Raw genomic sequence first — 18,065 nt, forward strand, 5'->3', positions numbered from 1 at the left:
CTTTAGAACCCTTCGGGCATTCGCGGCAGGTACGGTGCCTCGAGCCGCGCGCGCTCCTCCGTGCTGAGCTCGAGGTCGAGCGAGGCGATAGAGTCGTCGAGGTGCTGCTGCTTCGTTGCCCCGACGATCGGCGCCGTCACGGCAGGGTTGCCCGACACCCAGGCCAGGGCTACCTGAGCCCGCGGCACTCCGCGCTCGGCAGCAATGTCGGCCACGACGGACGCCACAGCGCGATCGCCGTCCTCCGCCTGCGAGTACAGGGCCTGGCTGATCAGATCCGTTTCGGTGCGGGCGGTCGTCTCGTCCCAGTCGCGGGTGAGTTTTCCGCGGGCAAGCGGGCTCCACGGGGTGAGGCCGATGCCGGCATCCGCTGCCAGCGGGTACATTTCTCGTTCCTCTTCGCGACTGATCAGGTTGTACTGGCTTTGCATCGACACAAATGGCGTCCAGCCGTTCACCTGCTGCAGGCGCAGGGCCTTGGCAAACTGCCAGGCAAACATCGAGGAGGCGCCGAGGTAGCGTGCCTTACCTGAACGCACCACGTCGTGCAGGGCTTCGAGGGTTTCTTCGAGCGGCGTCAGCGGGTCGAAGCGGTGCACGATATAAAGGTCAACGTAGTCGAGGTCGAGCCGGCGCAGGCTGTTGTCAATTTCTTGCAGCACAGCCTTGCGCGACAGTCCGCTCTGGTTGGGTCCCTCGCCGACGGATCCATAGACCTTGGTGGCCACGACGATTTCGTCTCGGTTGGCGTACTCCGCCAGAGCACGGCCGAGGATCTCTTCGCTCGATCCGGCCGAGTAGGCGTTTGCGGTGTCGAAGAAGTTGATGCCCGCCTCAACAGCCTGTCGAATGAAGGGCCGGCTGGTCGCCTCGGTCAGCGTCCACGCGTGGTTTCCGCGCTCCGGTTCGCCATAGCTCATGCAGCCAAGGGCGAGCGCCGAGACATCGAGGCCGGTGGTTCCGAGCTTCACGTACTTCATGGGACTCCTTTAATGACGGATGCCCCGGGCCGCATTAAAAACTGCGGCCCGGGGCGGTTCATGCCTGGGTTTTATCGAGCCGCGCGGCTTATGCCGCGCGGCTCGGAGCGCCTACGCGTCGACGCGAGCCTCGTTGGCAAACGTGGCAACGTCGATAACAAAACGGTAGCGCACGTCGCTGCGGATAACACGCTCGTATGCCTCGTTGACCTGATCGACCGAGATGATCTCAATGTCGGCGCCGATTCCGTGGGCGGCACAGAAGTCGAGCATTTCCTGGGTCTGGCGGATGCCACCGATCTTGGAGGCGGCGATGGCGCGACGCTGGGAGGCGAGCCACACCATCTTCACGCTGTCAGGCTCGGTGGGGATTCCAACGTGCACGAGCGTGCCGTTGAGGGCGAGCAGCTTGAGGTAGCCCTCCAGCTCGAGGTTCGCGGCCACGGTGTTCACGATGAGGTCGAAGTGGTTCTCGAGCTCGGTAAAGGTGGTCGGGTCGCTGGTGGCGTAGTAGTGGTCTGCGCCGAAACGCAGGCCGTCTTCCTTCTTGCTGAGGGTCTGGCTGAGTACGGTGACCTCGGCGCCGAGCGCGTGAGCGATCTTCACACCCATGTGTCCGAGGCCGCCCATGCCGAGAATGGCAACCTTCTTGCCGGGGCCGGCCTTCCAATTCGTGAGGGGGGAGAAGAGCGTGATGCCGGCGCAGAGCAGGGGAGCGGCCTCGGAGAGCTCGATGCCATCGGGGATGCCGAGCACGTAGTTCTCGTCGACAACGATCGCGGTGCTGTAGCCGCCGTTGGTGGGGGAGCCGTCGTGGTTGCGGTCGTTGTAGGTGCCGACCTCGCCCTTCAGGCAGTACTGCTCCTCGCCGGCGAGACAGTTGACGCACTCGCGGCAGGAGTCCACGAAGCAGCCAACACCCACACGGTCACCCACGCGGTAGCGGGTGACGTCGCTGCCGACGGCGGAGACGATGCCGGCAATTTCGTGGCCAGGAACCATCGGGAACAGTCCCACGCCCCACTCGTCGCGAGCCTGGTGAATGTCAGAGTGGCAGATGCCAGCGAACTTGATGTCGATCGCCACGTCGTTGGCGCCGGGGGTGCGCAACTCGATCGTGGTGCGAGCAAGGGGCTGGTTGGCCGCGGGAGCGGCGAGAGCAGAAACGGTGGTCGTCATAAAAGAAGATCTTTCAGTACAGATGATGAAATGCGAGGGAACCCCGTGCCGTGGCACGTGTCGACGGTGACATCCGCTCGAACAACGTTACGCTGTGCCACCGACGTAGTCGGGGCCGGAGCGTGGCACTAACTGACCTACCCAGAGCATCCACTGCTCGCGCCAGCCCGGTCAGCCTGAGCCGGCTGACCAGGCTGCAGCGACGCCTAAGCCTTCTGAACGGTGATGGTCCAGGCAGCGTCGCCGACGCGATCAAAATTGGTGACCGGGTAGCCTTCCTCCGCGGCCCAGCGTGGCAGGGCATCCGTCGCTTGGGTGCAGTCGAAGTTGATGACCAACTCATCGCCCAGATCGAGCAGAGCAATGGCTTCTTTGGCCTCAACGATGGGGAACGGGCAAACTTGACCGTCGGTTTCAAGTACGTGTACTGCCATGGGGAATCTCCTTGTTTTGCGGTAAATTGTTGATGGGAACGTGGCGCGAGGCGACGGATGCTAGCGGCGAACGGATGCCCGGGCGGCGCTGGGACCGGGCGCCGTCGCCTGGCTGGGCGAGCCCGCCGCTGCGGCATTGCGGGCGGAACGGGCCTTGGACGGCCCGGTGATGAAGAGCCGGGTGGCGGCGCCGGTGCCGAGGATCATAAAGCCGAAAGCCACCCAGCCCTGCAGCTCAAAGGAAGCCGTGTTGACCATGGCGTTGCCGATGGTGCAACCGCCGGCCAGGCTGGCGCCGATACCCATGAGGGCACCGCCGGCGATGCTGCGAACGGTGGTGATGGCATCCGGAATTCGAATGCGGAATTCTCCGCTGCCCTTGGCGGCGATGAAGGCTCCGGTCAGGATTCCGATCACCAGATAAACACCCCAGTCGATGACCTCGGCGTCGCCGCTCACCAGATAGTTGACGATGTTTGACGACGGACCGGTGATTCCAAGACCCGCTTCGCGGCCGGTGGCCCAGCTCAACGGCCAGGCCAAAATAGCCAGCGCGGCAATCACGAGCGCGGTCGTGAACGCGCCCCACTGCTTCTCGAAGAGAAGATGGGCGATGCCGCGTTTACGGGGCGGCAAGGTGGCTAGGCGAGCTCCTGGGCGTTTGCGCAGGTGATGCCGGACCAGCAAACCAACCGCACTGGCCAACACAGCGATCAGGAGCCAGGGCGAGACGCCAAACAGTCCGTGCACGGTTGCGGCCTCTACCGTTACGCTGCGCAGGCCGGAGACTCCCGTAGCCAGCACGCCGGTCTTTGAGATCGCGGAGAACAGCGCGTAGAAGATGAGCGCCAGCCAGCTGCCCACCAGACCCTCACCGGCGCGATAGTAGGTACCCGTGGCGCAGCCACCGGCGAGCACGATGGCGAAGCCAAAGAGGAAGGCTCCAAGAACCGTGGCGAGCCAAGGAAAAGCGCTGGACGACAACGAGATGACGCCGACTGCATCCAGGGTGAAGACCCCGACGCTCTGCACGGCGATCACGATCAGAAACGCCGTGATCCAGCGGGTGTTGCCGGTGACCCAGAGATCACGGAATGCGCCGGTGACGCAGAAACGACCGCGTTGCATCGCGAAGCCGAGGGCAATACCCAGGCCCAAACCAGTGAGAAGCATGTCGTATCCCCGTTCATTTCAGCCTTCGTTAAAGACGTGAAGGCACCATTGACGCTACGACTCGTCGTCGGATCAGCGCCGCAGAAGTCGCCGGGTGACCCTGTGAGACGACACATTTGACTGCTTCACGGTTGAGCGCTACGCATCGAGGTCATGAACTCGTGAAAGCGATTCGTTGTGGCGGTCACGGGAGCTTTTCTATCCGCCAAAAATCGCGCTGTCTCGCCGCGTCAGCTAGGTCCAACCACATTTCTGAATCGACAGCCGCATTCACCGGCGCCACCATGCTCGCTTTTGCGCGTAGCCGTGGGGTATCGACTGGCGTTCGGCGGATGGAAACATTTTGCCGCAGAATGCGTTGTGTCTTGCATGAAGACCATTGTGTATAGCCAGACCGGTGACCCGTCCGTGCTCCAACTAGTCGATCGCCCGATGCGTGAACCGGGTGCGGGGGAGGTGCGGGTGCGCATCGTGGTGAGCGGGGTCAACCCCACCGATTGGAAGTCGCGTCGCGGCACGGTGCCGGGAGAAACGCTGGCATTCGCCGACGTCGTACCCAATCAAGACGGCGCTGGCATAGTGGATGCGATCGGTGACGACGTCAAAACCGTCGTCGTTGGCGACCGGGTGTGGCTCGCGCTCGCCGCGTACCAGCGTGCCGATGGCGGCACCGCACAGGAGTACGCGGTACTGCCGGCGGAGCGCGTGTTCGCCTTGCCACCCGAGACGAGTTTCGACCAGGGCGCAAGCCTGGGAGTTCCGGCCGTCACGGCGTATCGCGCTCTGACGGTGGCCGAGGACGGCCCACGCTCGCTGTTGCCGGGAGCCCTGGCTGGCAAGACTGTGCTCGTGGCCGGCGGCGCTGGAGCCGTCGGACATGCCGCCATTCAGCTGGCGCGGTGGGCTGGCGCCATAGTGATCACGACGGTGAGCGGGCCGGCCAAGGCGGCGCTCGCTGCCGCCGCCGGCGCGCACCATGTGCTCACCTATACCGATTCCGACGTGGTCACCCAGATTCGCAGTATCGCGCCCGACGGTGTTGACCTGATCGTGGAGGTCGCCCCGGCCCAGAATTCCACCCTCGACCTCGCCGTTATTCGTAACCGGGGCTCGATCGCGGTCTACGCCAATAATGGCGGTGACCTGGTGACGCTCGACGTGCGCAAACACTTCAGCCTCAACGTGCGCTACCAGTTTGTGCTGCTCTATACGGTCGGCGCCGAGGTGGTGCAGCAGGCCGCCGCCGGCATCAATGCCGCACTCAGTGACGGCGCGCTCGACGTGGGAGCGGATGCGGGACTGCCGCTGCACCGCTTTGACCTCGCGCACACAGCGGATGCGCATGCCCTGGTCGAAAGTGGTGTCACCGGCAAGGTGCTCATCGACGTGGCGGCTGCCTGATCACGGGTGTTGCGGCATCCGCTGGTCACGCGCCGTTCAGCTTGAAATCACGGGAGGATGGGGTCATGGCAAACAATGAACACCAGCAGTGGGTCAAGAACTACCAACCGGGCGTTCCCGCCGAGATTGAACTCCCCACGGAGTCCCTCGTGGCGATGCTCGAGCGGTCAGTGGCCGAGGCCGGCGCGCACCCCGCGATGGAGTTCTTTGGGCGTCGAACGACCTACACCGAGCTCGGCGACCAGATCGACCGGGCAGCGGAGGGATTGCGTCACCTCGGGGTGCGAGCTGGCGATCGGGTGGCGCTGATCTTGCCGAACTGCCCTCAGCACGTCGTCGCGTTCTACGCGGTGCTGCGCCTCGGCGCGGTGGTGGTGGAGCACAACCCGCTCTATACCACCAGAGAACTACGCCACCAGTTCGAAGATCACCAGGCCCGCGTCGTCATCGCGTGGGACAAGGCGACGGCCGCCGTGCGTGAGTTCCCGGCCGACATCGAGATAGACCATGTCGTCTCGGTCAATCTCCTCACGGAGTTTCCCGCCCTGAAACGCCTAGCCCTACACCTGCCGGTGAAGAGCCTGCGTGAGTCACGCGCGGCGCTGTCCGGCCCGGCGCCGGGAACGATGTCGTGGAAAGACCTGCTCGGTCACGGCGTAATTGATTCGGAGCATCCGCGCCCCTCGGTCGATGACCTGGCCGCCATCCAGTACACCTCGGGCACCACTGGCACGCCAAAGGGGGTCATGCTCACGCATTTCAACCTGTATTCCAATGCCCTGCAGGGTGAGGCGTGGATGCACGGCGCGGAGTATCGCAAAGAAATCTTCTACGCCATCCTGCCGATGTTCCACGCGTTCGGAATGACCCTCTACCTGACCTACGGCATCCGCAAGCAGGGGCTACTCGTGCTGTTCCCAAAGTTCGAGCCCGGTCTGATTCTCGCCGCCATGAAGAAGTCGCCCGCCACGGTCTACTGCGCGGTGCCGCCGATCTACGAGCGCACGGCGCTCGCCGCAAAGGAAAAGGGGATCTCGCTGCGGTCGTGCAAGTACTGCATTTCGGGCGCCATGAATCTACCCGATCACGTCGTAGAGCTCTGGGAGTCGGTGTCGGGCGGGCTTCTGGTGGAGGGATATGGCATGACCGAGTCCTCTCCGGTCGCCCTCGGCAATCCGTTTCATGCCAGCCGACGCACGGGCACGATCGGTGTGCCGTTCCCGTCGACTCTGATGAAGGTGGTCGATCTGGATGACCCGAACACTGAGGTGCCTGTGGGGCAGCCCGGTGAGCTGCTACTGAAGGGGCCGCAGGTTTTTCAGGGGTATTGGAACAACCCGGAGGAGACCGCGAAGACTCTCCTGCCCAATGGTTGGCTGCGCACCGGCGATATCGTGACCGTGGATGAGGATGGCTTCACCACGATCGTCGACCGCGCTAAGGAGCTCATCATCACCGGCGGCTTCAACGTCTCGCCCTCCGAAGTGGAGGCCGTTTTACGGCTGCACCCAAGCGTCAGCGACGCTGCCGTGTTCGGCCGGCCGCTCGAGCGGGGTGGGGAGATGGTCGTCGCCGCGATCGAGCTCAAGCCGGGTGCCACCCTTGATGAGGATGCCTTGCGGGCGCACTGCCGGGAACACCTCGCGGCCTACAAGATTCCGCGGCGAGTCGTGCAAATCGAGAACACGCCGCGCTCGATGCTCGGCAAGGTTTTGCGCAAGCAGGTTCGGGAGCAGGTTTTGCCGCTGCTGTGAAAAAGCGCGCTCGGTTTCGCCTGCAGATTAGCGCCGACTAATCGCCGGGCACGTCGCGGCACGTGTGTGAGAAGCCCGCCCGTGTTCAAACCAGTGCCAACTCCTCAAACACGTGCCACGAGAACGCGGCGCCTCTATTCGGCGAGCAGGGTCCAGTTTTCGTCGGCGCTGACGACGATGGCCGACGGGCCGGAGCTGAGTGGCACGGTTCCCGCGTATGCCCCGTCGTGGGGTGATGTTCTCGACATTTACGAAGCGGCCGGCATGCCTAAGTCGTCGCTGAGTGATCTGACCCCGGAGTTCGTTCAGCTGACCTCGGCGGAGGTGATTGCAGCGCTCGTCGAGATGTCGCGCGAGGCCGCTGCCGAGTCGCAGCGTGGCTCGCACTTCAAGCCAGCGCTGACCAATGACGAGCTGGCGTTCTACGACGCGGTGGCGCAAAACGAGTCCGCGGTGGATCTGCAGGGCGTGGGCAAGCTGGCCGACATCGCCCGGGGCTGGTGCAGGTGATGCGGCGTGACGTGCGCACCGACTGGACCGTGCGCGACGACGTGTGCGCCAAGCTGCGCTGGTCGATCAAGCGGCTGCTCGTGTTGCACGGCTACCCGCCCGACCAGCAGCCGGCCGCAATCAAACTGGCAATGGAGCAAATGGAGTCGATGGCGCTGTGGTTTGCGGAGGCGCGTGCCTAGAAAGTCGGCGTTGCACCAGCGGCGGGTGGTCGTTCTGTCGATTTTCGGTGGTGGCTCGGTGGTCAAGGGGGAAGAAATCTCATAAGTCATGGCTGTTCAATGTTTCGTTGGAGGAGAGGGCACCGCGGCCGCGAGTGGCGCGGGACGAGGAATTCGATCAGGCGCGGAGAGTGTTTCGCCGAAGGTATCTGCCGAGAGTCGGACGAGGCCGAAAGCCTGTCGCCCGATGACCGTTCGAGATCCGGTACTCGGATTTTGGAGGTCTCACGAGGAACGCTAGTGGATTGTTCCGGTGAAGCCAACGGAAAATCACGAAGCCCCGCCCACTTTCGATCGGTGCGTGATCGCCAGAGGGCGGGGCGACGTACGATCAGTGGATGCCCCCGCGCTCGCCACTTCCACAACGTCACGGCCTCGAGGCCGCGTGGGTCTGCACGCCGGAACGGGCGCAGCATCCGCTCTGGGAGACCATGGGCGCCTGGCTCGACGAGCGCTTGTCTGAGTTTGTGGATGTAGCCGGGTTTCTAGCCCGGGAGCGGTTTGTCTACGAGTCGGGCGCCGCGGTCACCGGCCTCGACGCGTACCGGCCCACCACCTTTGTCTGGTTCCATCGCGATCTGGCCGAGGAGACCGTCGTTCCGGGGCCCATCCACGTGATTTATCGTGACGATCGCATCGTGGTGATCGACAAGCCAGCTTTTCTCTCGACCATTCCCCGCGGGCGCCACGTCGTGCAGAGCGTGGTGGTGCGCCTGCGCGCCGAGTTGGAGCTGCCCGAGCTCTCGCCGCTGCACCGGCTGGACCGGGCGACGTCGGGGCTGCTGATACTGGCGACCGAACGACGGTGGCGCGGGGCGTATCAATCGCTGTTCCAACGCCAAGAGATCGAAAAGACCTACCGGGCGCTGGCGCCGCTGCGACCGGACCTCGACCTGCCCGTGACGGTACGCAACCACCTCACGACCAGCCGCGGTCAGTGGCAGGCCGAGGTGGTGCCCGATGCGCCCGCAAACGCCGAGTCGTTGATCGAACTTGACTCGGTGATCGACGGCCTGGGCAGCTATCGACTGACGCCCCGCACCGGACGCACCCACCAACTGCGCCTCCACATGCTTGGCCTTGGAATTCCGATCAGTGACGACTCGATCTACCCGGTCGTGCGAGATATTGCGATCGACGATTTCACCCGCCCCCTGCAGCTGCTCGCGAACGAGGTGCGCTTCACCGACCCGATCGACGGGGGAGCGCGCCAGTTTGTCAGCGTGCGCACGCTCCCACTGCGCAGCGAAGTCGCCTGAGCAGCGCCATTATCGTCGACTATGTACATTCACGATGATTTCGACGATCATTGACGTATGAGTGAAGTGACGATCACGGAAGCCCGAAGCAAATTAAGTGCGCTCGTGGATGACGCGCAGCGGGAGCCGGTCTACCTGACCCGACGCGACCGCCCGGTCGCGGCCATTATCGACGCGGGCCAGCTGCGTGCACTCCTCGAGAGCGCCGAAGAACTGGCCGACATTCGCGCGGTTGATGAAGCGTGGGCCGAATCCGAACGTCTCGGCGAGATACCCGTGCCGTGGGATGACGTTAAGCGAGATCTCGGCCTGGCATGACCTATCGGGTCGAAATTCTACCCTCGGCCGTTCGTGCGATTCGAAAGCTCCCACCCGAGGCGAAGCGGCGTATCCAGGCTGTGATCGAGCTTCTGGCCGAGGATCCGCGGCCACCGGCCGCCAAACGTTTGGTAGCCCGTGCGGAGTGGCGCGTCCGCACCGGGGACTACCGAGTTCTGTACCGAATCGATGACGACGCGCTCGTCGTTGTCGTGGTTGACGCTGGCCATCGACGCGAGATCTACCGCTGACGCGCGGCCACCGCGAAGCCCAGTTTCGACAGTACGCGTTGGCGCTTGCGAAACATCCGATCGAAGACAGGAACCTGAGCATCCCAGTAATCGTGGACTTGTGACGCCGATGGCTCACCGGTCACGCCAGTCGTCCGTGAGGCGCGTGAGATGCGTCCGATCTGCTGCACAATACGGCCTTTGAATGCCATCGGAACGGCGAGAAAGAGTGTGTCGAGACTGGGCAGGTCGAACCCCTCGCCAGCGATCCTGTCGATTGCCACGAGAACGAACGGGTCAGCAGGAGAACGGGCATCGAGCTCGGCGCGAATGCGCCGACGATCTTTGGTCGGCAGCTTTCCATGAAGCACGAAGACGGTTGCCGCCGCCGATCGGAGCAATTCGGCCAGTTGTTCAACATGCTCTACGCGAGTTGACAGCACAAGGCTATTCCGGCCTTTCCCATAAGCGCTCAGGACGTCCCCTGCGATGAGTTGGTTGCGATCGACATCGGATGCCAGTTCGGTATAAATCGCTTGGATTTCATCGCTGCTACTCTTGGCGGCCTCGAACGCAGTTTCATGCACGATGAGTTCCTTCGCGAAGGGCTCGCTGTCGTCAATTGTGTGTCGAATCGGACCGCATTGCATGGTGATGATGTCATCCATTTGGTCGGCGCGGTACGGCGTGGCTGTTAGGCCGATCCATCGCCTTACCGCAATCTGACGCACCGCAGCTTCGGTAGCCGCAGCGCCCAAGGCATGGCATTCGTCGACAACGATGAGACCGTAGCCATTGAGTACCGTTGGATCAGCCGCTCGATGCGCGATGCTTTGCAGCATCACGATGTCGACGATTTGAGTTCTTTTGCGACGGCCACCGCCCAGTTGCCCTATTTTCGTGGCATCTATTTCCAAGAATTCAGTGAGACGATCACGCCACTGTTCGACGAGTTCCGCACGATTGACGATAATGGCTGTCGGCACCGCCAGATCTGCGATCAGTGCGCATGCGATGACGGTTTTTCCGGAGCCCGGCGGGGCAACCAAAACGCCGGTGTCGTGCTGTTTCATTACACCAACAGCTTCGATTTGAGCGGGAGTCAGCTCGCCACGAAATGCGAGGTTGATCGGCTGTGCCGCGGGAAGTTCGGAGCTCAACTCAATCTTGATTCCGGCGGACTTCATTATGCGCTTGACTGAATCGAGGAGTCCGCGCGGGAGTCGAAGCGTCGTTTCATCGTGTTCGAAGCAGTAGACAAAACGTGGCGTCCCAAAGGTACTGAATCGTTGTGCTTGGCGACGATAAAATTCAGGGTTTGCCAGAGATGCCGCATGCTTCAGATCGGCGGTGAGTCCTGATGGGAGACCGATAGTTGGAATTGAGATCACGGAGCTGAGGGTGATTGCTACAGTGGATGGCATTGCATCGATGACCTTCCTCTCTCCGCGGTCGATGCTTGGGTCGCCGGTGGCGGGGCGCTGTTGAAGGACAGACTGTGAAGCGACGGGCCCCGTTCTGACGGGACGTAGAGTGCTGGCGGCAGTTTCAATCTCGTTGGTGGAGAGGGGCACGATTCCCGAGAGAAAGGCAAACTGATCGCCGAAGGCCACCCATGTCTCCGCGTCGACGAAAACCGTCGTGCCCCGTCGACGGCATGCCCCTTGTAGCGGGAGCGCGATCAAATTTCCAAGCCGCATGCGCCCGGGCGATCGAATGGGGAGGAGATCCTGAGACGGGAAGAGTCGGTCGTAGCTGCTTAGGCTCATGCCTTTTTGGCGAGCCATGGCGTCTCGCAGCAGACCGAGTCCGAGGCTTCGTGCAAGTTGTGCGGTGATGGGCTCAGCGAAGAAGAACCACACGTGGGCACCGTCGCCGGAACGCGAGATCTCCACAGCTGGGATGACACCGTGACGCGAGCAGGCGGCGGCATAGGCCGCGGCATCCGCTTTCCAAGATCCGTCATCAAAATCGCAGACGAGTAGTCGACAGGTGTCATTGTCCAGCATCGGATAGAGACCCGCGTGCAAGCCATCGCCACCACTGTGGCTACCCATAAGGTGTTTGGCAATCACCTCGTCGGACACTGGAAGTAGGTCCCTGTTAGAGACTGCATCCGTGTAGAACCCGCCGCGAACGACCGGACTCCAGCCGCTCTTGCCAGTCTTGCTACTGGTCCACCGGCTCGCATAAACATCGGTTCGACCAGCGAATAGAGCTCGAAAGAGAGCGATTTTATCGGCCGGGGGCGAATTGCGGTTGACCTGACGCCGGGGTTGCAGATCTCCGGTGGCATCGTCCACGATCGGGGTCGGCGGGGCAATTCGGCTTGAATCTTCTGTTTCGGCAGTTCGCTGGGCGACAAGATCCCGCAGGGTGCGACGCGATTGCGCCAAGTGGGTTTCAAGTTCAGCCATGCGTTGCTCTATCGCAGCAATATCGGCATTCAGGTCGTCGGTACTCACACTGACATTGTGCACGAGCTGGACCCCGGTGGGACCCACCTTCCTGAGACGAAATCTCGAGTTGTCGGTCGTCGTCACCCACGGCGACCCGTCTCGCCGCAATGGATAGTCCATGGGCGTGTGAGGCTGCGGCCGAGCGATCACCTGTCGGGTCGAGGAGTCGGAGTTATCCACCACCAGCATTTGTCGTTCCCCGGCGAAAGACAGATGCTTGCACCATGGAACACGCGAACGAAAACGCCGACGCGGCGGCACCATCCACTGGTCACGCCGCGAGCGATCCCGGCGCCGTGCAGGAGTTCTGGGACGGCCTCTACTCCGACAGAGAGCAGCGCTGGAGCGGAGAACCGAACGGCGCCCTGGTTGCTGAGGTACAGAATCTCGCCGCCGGGCGCGTGTTAGACGTCGGCTGCGGCGAGGGAGCGGATGCCTTCTGGCTGGCGGAACAGGGCTGGCACGTCACCGCGCTAGACGTGTCGCGGGTAGCACTTGACCGAGCAGCGGCTCAGGCCGCAGCTCGCGGAATCACTGTGAACTGGCTGCACACCGGCCTGGTCGAGGCAGCCTTGCCACCGGCATCCTTTGATCTGGTCTCCGCGCAGTACCCCGCGCTGCTGCGCACCGAGGCAAACGTTGCCGAGCACGCCCTGCTCGCGGCGGTCGCCCCCGGGGGAGTGCTGTTGATCGTGCACCACCCGGCACCGACAAAGGAGGAGGCCGAAGGTCACGGTTTCAATGCCGACGACTACGTCAGCCCAGCCCAGGTCGCTACCCTGTTGGACGAGCGCTGGCAGGTTGAGGTTGACGAAACCCGGCCGCGCCATGTGGCGACCGGCTCCGGGGCGCATCACACCCACGACGTCATCCTGCGGGCGAGGCGCCTGCGCTGATCGGTCGGGCACGGGCCAAACGGATGCCTAGGCTAGACACATGGCTACAGTCATTCTCGTGCGGCACGGCCGCACCACCGCAAATGCTACCGGGGTGTTGGCCGGACGAACCGCCGGCGTCGCGCTCGATCAGATCGGACGTGACCAAGCGTCGCTGGCCGGTGAGCGCCTGGCCGTGGTGCCCCTGGTCGGAGTGGTTTCAAGCCCCCTTGAGCGCTGCCAAGAGACCGCGAAGCTGATCCTCGATCATCAAACCGGTTCACCGGTCACTCCGGTAGACGTCGATCTGACCGAGTGCGATTACGGGCAGTGGCAGGGCCGAAACCTGCATGATTTGGCACAGGAAAAGCTGTGGTCGGTTGTACAGACCCAGCCCTCAGCCGTCGTTTTTCCCGGAGGTGAATCGATGGCGGCGATGCAGGCTCGCGCGGTGGCCGCGATTCGCCGGCACGACGCAGCCTTCGAAGCTGAACACGGGCCGGGTGCCGTGTGGGTGGCGGTGAGCCATGGCGACGTTATCAAGTCAATTCTGGCCGACGCACTGGGCATGCACCTGGACCTGTTTCAGCGCATTACTGTCGGCCCAGCGTCGGTCTCGATCATTCGGTACGGCACCGGCCGGCCGAGCGTGCACGCCACGAACACCGACGGCGGCGACCTCGCGTGGCTGGCCGAGAGCATCCTCTCGAATGATGCTCCAGTTGGTGGCGGGGCCGGGCCGCAGGCGCCGCGCAGCTCTCGCGTCTAAAATATTCACATGCCCCAAATCGTTCATGAGTTCGTCTGGCCTGACCGGGTCGTCATTGGAACCATCGGCCTGCCCGGGTCGCGCACGTTCTATCTGCAGGTGCGTAGCGGCGCGCGACTTGTCAGCATCGCGTTAGAAAAACAGCAGTCGGCGTTGCTCGCCGAGAAGATCGACGAGATTCTCGACCAGCTGATCACCATCACGGGCAACCCGTTTAGCATCCCAACCGGTACACCCATCGAGCTCGTCGACAATGACCCGCTCGAGCAACCCGTCGCGGAAGAATTTCGTACCGGCACGATGAGCCTGGGCTGGGATCCATCGACGGTTCAGGTGGTAATCGAGGCCTACCCGATTATCGACGACGACGAATCGGTCGAACCGGTAGAACCCGCCACTGCGCTGCTCGTACGCATCCCCGTCGGAACCGCGCGCGCATTCGCGAAACGCACCCGCGAGATCGTGGGTGCCGGCAGGCCGATGTGCTCCCTCTGCGGCTACCCCATTGACGCCGACGGGCACACCTGCACCCTCCCCGAGGTCTGATGCTGATTCCCGACCTGGTCGACGGTGAGTTGACGCTCACCGGACGAATCACGACGGCCTCGAATGCCACATTCCTCGGCAGTATCGACGGCGCGGTGGTGGTCTACAAACCGGTAGCGGGGGAGCATCCGTTGTGGGATTTTCCGGGCGTAAACCTCGCCAACCGCGAGGTGTCTGCCTACCTGGTCTCGCAAGTGTTCGGCTGGAACGTCGTGCCACGCACCTGGCTGCGCGATGGCCCGATGGGCGAGGGCATGGTGCAGCTCTGGCAGGAGCCTGATCCAGCCCAAAGCGCCGTCGACCTCGTTCTTGCGGAAGCTGTGCCCGAGACGGGTTGGCGCCACGTTCTCGACGGGCGAGACGAGCACGAACGGATGGTCAGCCTTATTCACGAGGACAGCGCCGCGCTTCGCCGCATGGCCGTCTTCGACATCGTCGTGAACAACGCCGATCGCAAGGGCGACCACATCCTCGCGATGCCCGATGGTCACCGACACGGAGTCGACCACGGACTCACCTTTCATGTCGAGCACAAGCTGCGCACCGTGCTGTGGGGCTGGCTAGGCGATGCGCTCACCGACGACGAGCTCGAGGGCATCGACCGGGTGCAGGCTGACTTGAATGGCACGCTGGGTGAGAACCTAGCCGGCCTACTCAGCCCGGAAGAAATCGTTGCGCTCGCCGAGCGCTGCGACCGGTTGCGCGCCGAAGCTCAGTTCCCAGCCCCGAGCGGCGAGATGCCCGCGGTACCCTGGCCCCTGTTCTGAGCCATCTGTGCAACGCTGGGAACATGGATCTTGAGGTGTCGCCCGCGTTGACCATTCCCGAGCGCGAACTCGGCTGGCGGTTTTCGCGGTCGTCGGGGCCCGGCGGTCAGCACGTCAACACCTCCGACAGCCGGGTTGAACTGTCGTGGAACGTCGCCGAGTCGACGGTTCTGTCCGACGACGAGCGGATGCTGCTGCTCAGCCGCCTCGGTCACCGTCTCGTTTCCGGGGTGGTCACCATGGCCGCGAGTGAGCAGCGTTCCCAGCTGCGCAATCGTGAGATTGCCCTGCGCAAGCTCGCCGAGCTGGTGACCGCCGGGCTGGCCGCGGAACCGACCGCGCGCCGCGCGACCAAACCCACGCGCGGTTCGGCCCGGCGGCACCTCGCCGTCAAACAACAGCGCTCAGCCACGAAGCAGAACCGCCAGCGTCCCGCGGCCGAATAGGCGGCGGCCCACCGGCATTCGCTCGCCGAGAAAACCTTGGCGTCCAGGGCGGCATCCTCGTGCCGAGTCGATTACCGAACGAGCAGCATCTGCTGAAAGTACGCGGCCAGCTCGGCGGTCGCCGTCAACGGCAGCACATTTGCAACGTACTGGTCGGGGCGCACGACGACGACGACGCCGGCGCGGCTGATGCCGCGCTTCTCGAAGATGTCGTGCGCGAGGTCTGTGGCATATACCTTTTCGTAGTCGATCAATCCGAATGGGCCGGTTTTGGGCAGGAACACCTCGGACACCTGGCCCAGATCCACCTCCGCGTGCGCCTGCTGGTAGACCACCTTCACGTCGAAGACGCTGTCGATGTCAGTCCCGGCGGGCGTGTGCGCGCGCATCGGCGAGTCGTCAGCGGTACGCATCCACTCGGCCCATGTGGCCAGTATTTCAGCAGATGCGTCGGCGAACGCATACACGCGCCAGCGCCCGTCGGCGCGGTGGTGGTGGCCGAGCTCGACCGGGTTGGCGTCGCCGACGCGCACGACCGGGGCTGACCTGAAGCGCTTACCGATCGGGAACCCGGTCGCGAGCGCCTGGTGGGTGGCTTCGCCGATCAGCATCGACGGCGGATATTGGGTCATGAATCCGGCCGGAAACTCCGCCGTCTGCGTGTAGAAGTCCTCGAGCGGCACCGCGAGGTCTTCCGGCTTAGCGGCCATGAGAGATGACCACTCCCTGTCGAAGTCGATCAGGTTCTTGGCGATCACCTGACGTTCGGCCGAGTAGGTGTTGAGCAGGTTGTCGGGGCTGCGCCCGTCGAGCACGTGGGCGAGCTTCCAGCCGAGGTTGAAACCGTCTTGCATGGAGACGTTCATGCCCTGGCCGGCCTTGGCGCTGTGCGTGTGGCAGGCATCACCGAGAATGAAAACTCGCGGTGAGCGGATGCCGATTTCCTCCGGCCGCAGGTCGTCGAATCGGTCGGTGAGCCGGTGGGCTACCTCGTAGACGCTGTGCCAGGCGACGTTTTTCACATCGAGTGTGTAGGGGTGCAAAATAGCGTTTGCCTTGACGATGATCTCGTCGATCGTCGTCTCACGCACGGCGCCATTATCATCGGGGGATACTTCGCCAAGGTCGACGTACATGCGAAACAGGTAACCGCCCTCGCGTGGAATGTGCAGGATACTTCCGCCGGTTCCGGACTGGATCGCACACTTGGTACGAATGTCGGGAAAGTCGGTGACGGCGAGCACGTCCATGACACCCCAGGCGTGGAAGGCCGAGTCACCGGCCATCGTGCAGCCGATGGAATCGCGCACGGCGCTGTGGGCACCGTCGGCGCCGACCACGTACTTGGCGTGCACGATGCGCTCCTGGCCCTGCTGGTCGCCGGTGGTGTGCACGAGCTTCACTGTGACGGGGTACTCGCCCGCGTTGTTGTTGGTCAGGCTGTGAAAGTCAAAGCCGAAATCGGGCGTCATGCGGGTGGGCGAATTGGCCATCACCTCGGCGAAGTAGTCCAACACGCGTGCCTGGTTGACGATGAGGTGCGGAAACTCGCTGATGCCGGTGGGATCATCGATGGCGCGCGCCGTGCGGATGATGTTCGCCGGGTTGGTGGGGTCTGGCTTCCAGAACGCCATCTCGGTGATGCGGTAGGCCTCGGCGATGATGCGCTCCGCGAAACCGAAGGCCTGAAAGGTCTCGACGCTGCGAGCCTGGATGCCGTCGGCCTGACCGATCGGGAGGCGGCCACCGCGGCGCTCGACGATACGCGTGGTGATGCCGGGAAACTGAGCGAGCTGGGCGGCGGTGATCATGCCGGCCGGGCCCGTTCCCACGATCAGAACGTCGACGTTTTCCGGGAGCTCCTCGGGTCGGTCGATACCGGCTCCGGCCGCGTCCTGGGTGCGGGGATCGGTGGACACGTATCCGTGGTGGTGAAACTGCACGGCTTCCTCACTTCTCTGTGTGGTTCCTTGGTGTGGTTCCTCGGTGTGGCGATATAGCTATCGTTCGATAATGGAACGCGCTGTTCTATTATCGTATTCTGAATCATATATGAAATCAGGTGATCCACAAGGCGCGCTGGCATCATCCGTTCATGGCGGTCTCCTGCGGTGATCAACTTCGCCCTTGACACATCGCTTGTTCTTGAAAGCATGGAGGTAAGCCCGCATTCTTGTGGGCCGCCCTCGACAGACAAAGGAGTCACCATGGTTACCCGCATTTTCGTCAATCTCCCCACGAGCGACCTCGAACGCTCAAAAGCATTCTTCACCGGGCTCGGCTGGACCGTCAATCCGGCCTTCACCGACGAGAACGCCGCCTGCATCGTGATCGAGGAGCACCTCTACCTCATGGTGCTCACGCGGGACTTCTTTGCCACCTTCACCGACAAGCCGATCGCCGATCCCCGTACCGCGGTAATGACCCAGACCGCGTTCACTCGGGACTCCCGCGAAGACGTCGACGCGATGCTCGAGAAGGCGCTCGCTGGCGGCGCGACCGAGCCGCGTGAGCCTCAGGACTACGGTTTCATGTACGCGCGCGACTTTCAAGACCCCGACGGCAACGAGTTCAGCGCCTTCTGGATGGATCCGGTGGCCGCCGAAAAAGGGCCGGCGGCGTACTCAGCCGAGCACCCGGCGGGCGCTTGAACGTTGAGCACGGTCAGCAGCAGCGCCTCACCGACGAAGAGTCCGTCGTAGTGCGCGACCCGAATGTCCAACCTGAATCTGCTCCTCGTCGGT

The 18,065-nt window shown here is 63.3% G+C and carries 17 protein-coding genes and 1 pseudogene; 12 read left to right on the forward strand and 6 right to left on the reverse strand.

Annotated features, from left to right (window positions below; all coding sequences use genetic code 11):
• Window positions 1–2: 2 nt before the first annotated feature.
• The 4 genes from CXY75_RS04795 to CXY75_RS04805 all read right to left on the reverse strand — a co-directional run bounded on the left by CXY75_RS04795 (window position 3) and on the right by CXY75_RS04805 (window position 3,766).
• On the reverse strand, window positions 3–980 hold the full coding sequence (locus tag CXY75_RS04795; RefSeq protein WP_104081699.1) for an aldo/keto reductase: 978 nt from the start codon (window positions 978–980) through the stop codon (window positions 3–5).
• Between the two features lie 111 nt (window positions 981–1,091).
• Window positions 1,092–2,159: an NAD(P)-dependent alcohol dehydrogenase gene (locus tag CXY75_RS04800; RefSeq protein ID WP_104081700.1), complete on the reverse strand. Its 1,068-nt coding sequence runs from the start codon at window positions 2,157–2,159 to the stop codon at window positions 1,092–1,094.
• A gap of 206 nt (window positions 2,160–2,365) precedes the next feature.
• Window positions 2,366–2,593: a sulfurtransferase TusA family protein gene (locus tag CXY75_RS20035; RefSeq protein WP_104190802.1), complete on the reverse strand. Its 228-nt coding sequence runs from the start codon at window positions 2,591–2,593 to the stop codon at window positions 2,366–2,368.
• A gap of 60 nt (window positions 2,594–2,653) precedes the next feature.
• Entirely contained in the window at window positions 2,654–3,766 is a 1,113-nt protein-coding gene (locus CXY75_RS04805; RefSeq protein ID WP_199182368.1) for a YeeE/YedE family protein, read from the reverse strand.
• A 369-nt stretch (window positions 3,767–4,135) separates the two neighbouring features.
• Here CXY75_RS04805 and CXY75_RS04810 point away from each other — a divergent pair, with 369 nt between their 5' ends.
• The 6 genes and pseudogenes from CXY75_RS04810 to CXY75_RS04835 all read left to right on the forward strand — a co-directional run bounded on the left by CXY75_RS04810 (window position 4,136) and on the right by CXY75_RS04835 (window position 9,480).
• Window positions 4,136–5,167 (forward strand): NADPH:quinone reductase, encoded by a 1,032-nt coding sequence (locus CXY75_RS04810; protein WP_104081701.1) that lies wholly within the window; start codon window positions 4,136–4,138, stop codon window positions 5,165–5,167.
• A 65-nt stretch (window positions 5,168–5,232) separates the two neighbouring features.
• Window positions 5,233–6,921 (forward strand): long-chain-fatty-acid--CoA ligase, encoded by a 1,689-nt coding sequence (locus CXY75_RS04815; protein WP_104081702.1) that lies wholly within the window; start codon window positions 5,233–5,235, stop codon window positions 6,919–6,921.
• 204 nt (window positions 6,922–7,125) lie between these two features.
• Window positions 7,126–7,613, forward strand: a pseudogene (locus CXY75_RS04820) (type I restriction enzyme endonuclease domain-containing protein); the annotation flags it as partial.
• Window positions 7,614–7,990: 377 nt separating this feature from the next.
• Window positions 7,991–8,911, forward strand: coding sequence for a pseudouridine synthase (locus CXY75_RS04825; protein WP_104081703.1), 921 nt, complete (start codon window positions 7,991–7,993; stop codon window positions 8,909–8,911).
• Window positions 8,912–8,968: 57 nt separating this feature from the next.
• Window positions 8,969–9,229, forward strand: coding sequence for a type II toxin-antitoxin system Phd/YefM family antitoxin (locus CXY75_RS04830; protein ID WP_104081704.1), 261 nt, complete (start codon window positions 8,969–8,971; stop codon window positions 9,227–9,229).
• Entirely contained in the window at window positions 9,226–9,480 is a 255-nt protein-coding gene (locus CXY75_RS04835) for a type II toxin-antitoxin system RelE/ParE family toxin (RefSeq protein WP_104081705.1), read from the forward strand. Before CXY75_RS04830 ends, CXY75_RS04835 begins: the two co-directional genes overlap by 4 nt.
• Here CXY75_RS04835 and CXY75_RS04840 read toward each other — a convergent pair.
• Window positions 9,471–11,924, reverse strand: a complete 2,454-nt coding sequence (locus CXY75_RS04840) for a DEAD/DEAH box helicase (RefSeq protein ID WP_158251125.1) — start codon at window positions 11,922–11,924, stop codon at window positions 9,471–9,473. The two genes, CXY75_RS04835 and CXY75_RS04840, sit on opposite strands and share 10 nt — an antisense overlap.
• 218 nt (window positions 11,925–12,142) lie before the next feature.
• On the opposite strand from CXY75_RS04840, the gene CXY75_RS04845 reads away from it, so the two are divergent.
• From CXY75_RS04845 to arfB, 5 genes are read left to right on the forward strand one after another with little or no spacing between them, the layout of a single operon-like run.
• Window positions 12,143–12,814 carry a bifunctional 2-polyprenyl-6-hydroxyphenol methylase/3-demethylubiquinol 3-O-methyltransferase UbiG gene (locus tag CXY75_RS04845; RefSeq protein ID WP_104081751.1) on the forward strand — a complete coding sequence of 224 codons (672 nt, stop codon included), beginning with the start codon at window positions 12,143–12,145 and terminating at the stop codon, window positions 12,812–12,814.
• 40 nt (window positions 12,815–12,854) lie between these two features.
• Window positions 12,855–13,562 (forward strand): histidine phosphatase family protein, encoded by a 708-nt coding sequence (locus tag CXY75_RS04850; protein ID WP_104081707.1) that lies wholly within the window; start codon window positions 12,855–12,857, stop codon window positions 13,560–13,562.
• A gap of 9 nt (window positions 13,563–13,571) precedes the next feature.
• A complete protein-coding gene (locus CXY75_RS04855) occupies window positions 13,572–14,108 on the forward strand; it encodes a DUF3090 domain-containing protein (protein ID WP_104081708.1) in 537 nt (178 codons plus the stop codon).
• Complete coding sequence (locus tag CXY75_RS04860) at window positions 14,108–14,875, forward strand: SCO1664 family protein (protein WP_104081709.1); 768 nt, start codon at window positions 14,108–14,110, stop codon at window positions 14,873–14,875. Before CXY75_RS04855 ends, CXY75_RS04860 begins: the two co-directional genes overlap by 1 nt.
• A gap of 23 nt (window positions 14,876–14,898) precedes the next feature.
• A complete protein-coding gene (gene arfB, locus CXY75_RS04865) occupies window positions 14,899–15,321 on the forward strand; it encodes an alternative ribosome rescue aminoacyl-tRNA hydrolase ArfB (RefSeq protein ID WP_104081710.1) in 423 nt (140 codons plus the stop codon).
• A 71-nt stretch (window positions 15,322–15,392) separates the two neighbouring features.
• Here the strand turns inward: arfB and CXY75_RS04870 are convergent, their stop codons facing one another.
• Window positions 15,393–17,264, reverse strand: coding sequence for an FAD-binding monooxygenase (locus tag CXY75_RS04870; RefSeq protein ID WP_104081711.1), 1,872 nt, complete (start codon window positions 17,262–17,264; stop codon window positions 15,393–15,395).
• A 264-nt stretch (window positions 17,265–17,528) separates the two neighbouring features.
• On the opposite strand from CXY75_RS04870, the gene CXY75_RS04875 reads away from it, so the two are divergent.
• Entirely contained in the window at window positions 17,529–17,972 is a 444-nt protein-coding gene (locus CXY75_RS04875; RefSeq protein WP_104081712.1) for a VOC family protein, read from the forward strand.
• Window positions 17,973–18,065 lie beyond the last annotated feature (93 nt).

This window comes from Cryobacterium sp. Y11, assembly GCF_002929535.1.
Lineage (GTDB): Bacteria > Actinomycetota > Actinomycetes > Actinomycetales > Microbacteriaceae > Cryobacterium.